At 32.0% G+C, this 7,378-nt stretch carries 9 protein-coding genes; 2 read left to right on the forward strand and 7 right to left on the reverse strand.

The features are described from left to right. Window positions 1-338: 338 nt before the first annotated feature. A complete protein-coding gene (locus ACSVDA_RS24340) occupies window positions 339-911 on the reverse strand; it encodes a TetR/AcrR family transcriptional regulator (protein ID WP_485886956.1) in 573 nt (190 codons plus the stop codon). Continuing rightward, entirely contained in the window at window positions 886-1,674 is a 789-nt protein-coding gene (locus ACSVDA_RS24345; protein WP_485886958.1) for an alpha/beta fold hydrolase, read from the reverse strand. Before ACSVDA_RS24345 ends, ACSVDA_RS24340 begins: the two co-directional genes overlap by 26 nt. Before the next feature lie 444 nt (window positions 1,675-2,118). Between ACSVDA_RS24345 and ACSVDA_RS24350 the strand changes: the two genes are divergently transcribed. After that, window positions 2,119-2,454, forward strand: a complete 336-nt coding sequence (locus ACSVDA_RS24350) for a hypothetical protein (protein ID WP_485886960.1) — start codon at window positions 2,119-2,121, stop codon at window positions 2,452-2,454. Between the two features lie 18 nt (window positions 2,455-2,472). Here the strand turns inward: ACSVDA_RS24350 and ACSVDA_RS24355 are convergent, their stop codons facing one another. After that, entirely contained in the window at window positions 2,473-2,637 is a 165-nt protein-coding gene (locus ACSVDA_RS24355; protein WP_485886962.1) for a hypothetical protein, read from the reverse strand. A gap of 1,975 nt (window positions 2,638-4,612) precedes the next feature. Here ACSVDA_RS24355 and ACSVDA_RS24360 point away from each other — a divergent pair. Continuing rightward, window positions 4,613-4,966, forward strand: a complete 354-nt coding sequence (locus ACSVDA_RS24360; protein WP_485886964.1) for a hypothetical protein — start codon at window positions 4,613-4,615, stop codon at window positions 4,964-4,966. A gap of 63 nt (window positions 4,967-5,029) precedes the next feature. Here ACSVDA_RS24360 and ACSVDA_RS24365 read toward each other — a convergent pair whose 3' ends face one another. From ACSVDA_RS24365 to ACSVDA_RS24380, 4 genes are all read right to left on the reverse strand, one after another. Further along, window positions 5,030-5,305, reverse strand: coding sequence for an HU family DNA-binding protein (locus tag ACSVDA_RS24365; protein ID WP_485886966.1), 276 nt, complete (start codon window positions 5,303-5,305; stop codon window positions 5,030-5,032). Between the two features lie 236 nt (window positions 5,306-5,541). Continuing rightward, complete coding sequence (locus ACSVDA_RS24370) at window positions 5,542-6,129, reverse strand: TetR/AcrR family transcriptional regulator (protein WP_485886968.1); 588 nt, start codon at window positions 6,127-6,129, stop codon at window positions 5,542-5,544. A 15-nt stretch (window positions 6,130-6,144) separates the two neighbouring features. After that, window positions 6,145-6,459 carry a DMT family transporter gene (locus ACSVDA_RS24375; protein WP_485886969.1) on the reverse strand — a complete coding sequence of 105 codons (315 nt, stop codon included), beginning with the start codon at window positions 6,457-6,459 and terminating at the stop codon, window positions 6,145-6,147. 1 nt (window position 6,460) lies between these two features. Next, entirely contained in the window at window positions 6,461-6,799 is a 339-nt protein-coding gene (locus ACSVDA_RS24380) for a DMT family transporter (protein ID WP_485886971.1), read from the reverse strand. Window positions 6,800-7,378 lie beyond the last annotated feature (579 nt).

Genomic DNA, 7,378 nt, shown 5'->3' on the forward strand with positions numbered 1-7,378 from the left:
TTTAACTACAGGAGGAGCTACCATTGACATAATAAAAAAATACATTGAAGAACAAGGTGAATGAAGACCTTAGCGACTAACCCCCACTAAATCAAATAGATTTTGAAGGGGAATGCGTCACTTTTTTTTGTTCAAACTTTGAGGCACTTTCTTAATGAAGATAAGGAAAGGTTTTTTACCAATGAATAAAATTGCTAGTCAGTTAATTATCGATGGCATAAATTAAATCAACAATTGTTACTAATAAGATTTTTAGAGGTTTTGGTTTTTTTGTAGCAACGATGTCACAATATCAATTTGTTATTACGTTAATAACAAGTCATGCAATAAAAGCTCATCTAACTACAAAACTCTTGTATTACTTCATTCTTCATTTTTTCTAAAGGATAAAAATTAGGGTATGTTGAATACATGAGCATGATTCCTTGAAGGGTAGATGAAAAATGTAAAGATTTCATCTTGGCATTTGATACGCCAAGCTTTTCGAAGATCTCAGTTTGCACCTCAAATTGCTTCTCATACTCCTTTTGTAATTTCATAGTATATTTTGAAAGTACTTTATCTTGTTTAGCTTGAGTAAGTAAATTAATATAAAATTGAAAAATCATCGGCTGTTTACGAACATTTTCCAAAGAGCCTTCAATGATAAATAATAATTGCTCCACAGGCGTCTCTTGTAATACAGCAGTCTCCATAACCTTGATAAGTTCTTCGACCATTGCATCTATTAGGTTCTCTTTCCCCTTATAATAATGATAAAGAAGACCTTTAGAAATATCAGCGCGCTTTGCTATTTCATCAATAGAAGTAGAATGAAACCCTTTTGATATAAAAAGCTCCATTGCTGTCCGCAAAATTTTTTCACTTGTAAGGCGACGGATTTTTTCATTTGTTTCTTTTGTACGTGGCATCCTTACTTAATCCTTCCTGTAAAAACAACATAATTTCAGAAGCTACTTCTTTTGGGTGAGTTAAGGTTAACATATGATCAGCACCTTTTATCATTAAAAAATGAACTGATTTCACTTTTTTGAAGTGATCAGCGATTCGAGATAGGTCACTCCATTCTTTATCTCCTTGAATAAAGAGCAATGGTACCTTAATCTCATGTAATCTATCAATAGCATGTGGATCCGGCCAAATAATTTCAAAGTTCTCCCATTCTGAAAATACTCTGGTCATATAGTGGACAGTCATTTCATAGAGAAAATCCTTTTGCTGACTTGACATCGTTATACTGTAATTAGGACCACTTAGGGACAAATTAGCAAGCTTTTTGATATTTGGGGCAGCTGCGTTTACCTGCTCCATCCATTCAGTAAATTCGCTTGAATATTGAAACCCTGTTAATGAAGGAGCAATTAACACTAGTTGTTTAACTCTTGATGGAAAGGTAAGCGTAAAATCAGTTGCAATTTGTCCTCCCATTGAATGACCGACAAGAGTAGCTGTATTTATGCCTAAGTGATCGAACAATTTCCTTAAATCATCTACAAAATTAGATGGTGAAATAGGAGCGGGTGAATTCCCTGCACCCCGTACGTCGAAAATAACGACCTGCTTAGTCTGAGATAAATATGGAACAATATACGTCCATTCTCGCATGTCTACACCAGGACTATGAATCATCACAATGGGATCTCCGACACCATGAACTTCATAATTTAAATCCATCTGTCACTCTCCTTATAAATGAACCTCAATTAATTTACTTAATACGGGGCTTTAAATTCAAAAAATACTGTTGTTATTAACATTAAACTTTTTGACTGAACATACAGTCAATAAAAAATAAGCTATTTTTCGACAAACTAACACTTTTTACATTTTCATTTTGCACAACATGCAGTGTACGAAATGAAGTCCGTTTTCAAACAATGTCTACTACATATTAATTATTCACATATTATTCAATTTACTACCATTTTTATCAAGCAATCTCATTTTATAATTACTATATAGACTATTTTTCATTCATAGTTGTTTTTCCTAAAAAGAATAAACTCATACTCAATAGTGCTCGTTACACCTTATCTTCTAATAAAAATCAATTTCTAATCATAGCATCATCTTTTACGACAGGAGCTTAAATATTCACACGAAAGAGAGGTGATTACTTTGGAACAAGTAGACTACAGTATCCCGCAGTTTTTCTCGGATTACTTGTACAGCTATAATAAAACTACGCGTGATTTTGACCTAAAGACAGTCGATTCTAGTGAACTGTATAGTACAAAATTCATTAATAAATATACTAAATTTTCATGCCATGATGAATTTTTTAATAGCTCTCCTTTTGCTAAAAAACCAAGTGTTAACATCAATAATTTAACTGAATCATTTATAAAAAAGCTTGATAAATTCACACAAGAAAACACGTGCTTTAACTCATTTGAAGATATGCACGATACAGCCGTAAGATATTGGGAGGAACGAATTTATTTAGGTGACTAATTTAAGGTCACATTTTTATTATTGCACTTCTTCTAGGGCGAGAGAAGTATACTCTTCGATAAATGGTAATTGAAATCCTACTCTTAAAGGTTGAATATCTAGACCACTTGCCATACTAACTGGATGGATAACTATAAGTAAGCTTAACAACACTAAAAATGTAAATATGATTCTCTTACTCAAAAAATTATCCTCCACAAAAATTATGATGTTCTATCTAAGATAGCATAAACTTAGTATTGTTATTTCGCATTTTTTATTGGTACCCCTAACTTTAACCGTACTATGCTATTAGTTAAGAAAACTGGTTATTATATCTATCGATACTCGAGAGTTATTTTACTACACAAAAAGATTATTGAGGTCACTAAGGACTGAAATAAAGTCCTTTTTTGTTGCTGTTTTAAATAGAAAAGGTTCCATGAATCGTATATTCTCAGTAAGCTCTGCGCATAGGGCATCTATGGTATAATTGGAATACAATAGCGAATTTCTAAGGGTGGTCGGCTTCATTCCCCATGAGAGGGGGTGAGGCGTATGACAGTATTTGAATCATTGATGTTTGCTTTAGCATTTGCTGGGCTAATCATTTCGATGCTGTCCTTCAACAAAAACGACAAAAAATAGACCGCCCTTACTCCTGATATAGTCGGGGCGGTCTATTTGCTTTATGCAAGCCGATCCACTGAAGGAATCGCCTATTGTGTGACCGTGAGTGCTAACGACACTTGCGGTCTTTCTTATTGTATGCAGTTACTGCTTGTCTATGATTAGAATATCATATATGTTGGAAAATGTACAATTACACCAATACGTATCATGTTGTTTATTGAAAGCAAAAAAATAGTAAAAAAATAATTTATTTCTCAAATTAAATATAGAAAAAGTTAGGACATATTCTATACAAAATGCATTAGGAGTTAAAAACATTGAAAGGCGACAAAAAAAGCATAATTAGTAGCTTAATTATTGTACTTTTATTCGTCATACCATTTGCAACTTATACAATTTATCAAAATCAATTAAACAGACTATCCACATTCGATTAAAAGGAGAACAAGTCATATAGGAACGAAAGAAATTTAACAATTATTGGTATGACATTAATAGACCAATTAGCTATAATATTTGAGCCTTTGCCAAGTGTCTATCAAGTCCTCACTTGATCTTCTATATGTGAAAACTTAGTTACACATATGGAAATTTTATTATTGACATTATGAATAAAACACCTAAAGTCTGCCAAGATGTGCAACACACAGAAAAAGAGACTCAATGTGTACCAATAGGTTTTTATTATGTAGATAAATTTACTGGGATATCAGACGTGAACTTACTACCACTCCATAATATTAGTTATGTTACAATTATAATAGTTTATCTGTGTGATACAGTATGAAGGTGTAGCTACCCTACACCTTTTTCTCACTTCGTTTAATAATTTCTGCCACATTGATCCTAATCTTTCCAGACTAATTTAAGAAGTATTCTCTGTTTCGTATTTTCTTCAAACATATGACCTTTAATTACGTTAATTCATATTATTTCTTACATTGTATGTAGTTGAATATATATAAAATTCAATGATTATTCCTTCTGAAACATGTCAATGAAAATCCAAAGTTATATCCTTTAGGTTAGTTAAATGATCTGAAATAAACGAATAAAATGTTAAGCAAGTATCCTAATTCATAAATTCATACAAATAAATAATCTAGGAAGTCGAAAATGGCTTTGACTCCCTGTTCTAGTATGAAGAGCATACATAACTCTATACTTGCAATGTAACAATTGTAAGCATCTCTAAATATAATTTACGCTATGTTTCTAAAATTTCACAGATGGCTTGAAATAATATGATCCATTAATAAGTGTATTTTTTCATTAACAGTTAAACTATTCCATACTTTTGGACAAATTTTCATGTTGTCAGCCCCCTTTTATCACGATTTTTACTTTGTGACCAAGCTAATGTACCATTAGTGAGCCTCTTAGTTGTTTTTCAATCAATATATATCCCCATTTTCAAAAATTATGCAAAATAAACCGAACTTTTTTAAGTTTAAGCATCTTAATATTATGGACAATCTATTATTAACCGTTAATTGCTTTTACATATTAGTGAATTACAAAGTAGACAAATAAAGGAGCTAGAAGTATGAAGATGCTATTGATAACCATTGCTGTTGTAGGAATACTTTATTATGCTGGTTTATTAAATGATAAAGGTGAAAAGCTATTTGAGGATTCACGAGATAAAGTGTTTGAAGTTGCAAAAAACGTTAAAATTGACGATCAACACATCATTGATATGTCTTTAATGGATATTTACCATTCACTAAGTACAAAATTGAAAGATGGCAACATAGAAAGACATAGTGATGGTTCCGTACAAATACAGCTCAATGGAAACGAAGTCATTTATAACAGCACTACAGGAATAGTTGAAATCTTACAAACGGGAGATGAAAAATCTTCACAAGAAATTCTCAATATTTTCGGTAACAATTGAGTTTATAAATAGTGAAAAAAGCCTATCGTGTTAGATAGACTTTTTTTATGCCTGAAAATTCCTTTAGTTTTTGACAGCGTCTTTTAATTCTTTTCCTGCTTTGAATGCTGGTACTTTACTTGCGGCAATTTCAATTTCTTCACCAGTTTGAGGGTTACGCCCCTTACGCGCTGCTCTTTCACGTACTTCAAATGTTCCAAAGCCGAGAAGAGAAACTTTGTCACCATCTTTTAGTGTTTCACTAATTGAGTTGGTTACTGCTTCTAATACTTTACTTGCGTCCTTTTTGCTAAGTTCTGCTTTTTCAGCAACTGCGTTAATAAATTCTGTTTTATTCATTTTATTACCACCTTTCTATGTAACGAACTATATCTTATCAGATTTCCTATCAAAAGGTAAATACTATCCTGCAATAAAAAACAAATAAAGGCGCTTTTCTGTTACTAATGTTACGAAAATAGAGCCATAAGAAGTGATTTTATATGTTTGCTATTCGTTTATAGCACAAAGATGCTACATGTACGTAGTAAATTCTAAGTACGAGAAGCACAAACCATATGAGAACATCTAAAAAATCAATATTTAAATATACCTCTCCAAAAAACATCCCAAGTATCATTGAGTCTTTTTTCATACTCTTCATAAGAAAGGTTTGCTAAGTAAAAGAGCATCCCATCTAAAATACAAAGAAAAGAGTTTACAATCGTCTCATCATCAATAAATTGACTGTTGTCTGAATCATTTTTTAGTATAGTGTATAGTAGTTTCCTTATTTCCATTTCGGATTCATTATATTTTTGGTTAAGTAGTTCTTTAAACTTATCTGGCGGAACAATACCATACCTTTTTATAAAAAGACCTAAGCTGTTATTATTAAAATATTCATTTAGTTCATGTAACAAATAATACAGCCTATCTTTCGTAGAAAATTTCGCTGTAACTACCTCTTGCTCTTTAATAAAATTGATATACTCTGACATAACATATTCAATTACACTTTTAAATAATTCCTCTTTACCAGAAAAATATGCATAAATGGAAGGCGCTTTAATATGAATACTAGTCGCTATATCCTTTAAAGATGTCTCTTCATAACCCTTTGTGGAAAACAAAATTAATGCTTGATGTAGTATTTTATATTTTGTCTCTTCTCCCTTACTCAATTGATCACCCCATGATTAAGATACTAGTTTTAGCCCTATAATACTTATGATGATACCACTAACCAGTGCAAGCTTTCTGTAATCTTTAGGCTCATTAAAAGCAAACATACCAATTAAAACACTTCCAGCTGCACCTATTCCTGTCCATATACCATAGCCAATACTAATAGGAATTTCTTTCAGAGACATTGAAAGGAATATAAAACTTGAACCCATGAATAAGACAAAGAACAATGAAGGTTTTAGCTTGGAAAACCCTTCAGACAACTTTAGAAAAGTTACTCCTCCTATTTCCATGAATCCCGCGAGTACTAGTAGAATCCAACTCATATTATGCACCTTCTCCTTTTGTTTGTTCTGGTATTAATTTTAAACCTATGATACAGCTAATTAAGGTTAGTAATAAAATGATTTTTAATACACTAACTGCGTCGTGTAAAAACAGTATCCCAACGATGGATGTACCAAACGCTCCAATGCCTGTAAACACAGCATATGCTGTTGATACAGGCAAATATTTAAGTGACTTTGAGAAAGCCCAAAAGCTAAAAATCATAAGTAAAACCGTCGGTATAACGAAAGGGATATTTGTAAATCCTTCCGAAAACTTCAAACCAAACGCCCAACCTACCTCTGATATACCACCGAGAATAAGATATAACCATGCCATGAAGTATATCCTCCTTATTAACATCTTTAAGCACCTCTAGGATAGTTAGTGTTTCCCATATAACTATACTTATATCAATTCCAAAACGTAAGTCTATATAAACTAAGAAAAAAATCTAACTAACGTTAGTTAGATTTTAGAACAAAACTAGTTAATATGCAACTATTTCGTTGATTTATTAATATGCTAAAAGTGTGTATCATCTCTTACTTAAAATAATAAATTTCAACAGATTTATCTTATGAAGATCTAAAATAATCAACATATTTCAACTCCGTACCACACTTTAACCAAAGTTAAGATAAGATTCAAACCTGGTTATAATTTTACTAATCTATCTTAGAAACTTCTGTTAAATTACCTAAGCCAGTAAGTTTATAACTTTCATCTTCAATCGTTTTAACTATAACACCTAGTATTCCACCCTCTTCATCTAGCATGGATATTATGTCCTCTTTAGTTGAACTACCCACCACTTATCAGACCTTACGGTCATGATTGAAGTGGGGGATTCCTAAGTACGGAAACCTAACGGCTTCTAATTGATTAGGCTATCCCCGTAGTTCCTACGGTTAAGAG

It is taken from the genome of Cytobacillus sp. Hm23, assembly GCF_051842895.1.
Classification (GTDB): domain Bacteria; phylum Bacillota; class Bacilli; order Bacillales; family SM2101; genus Nanhaiella.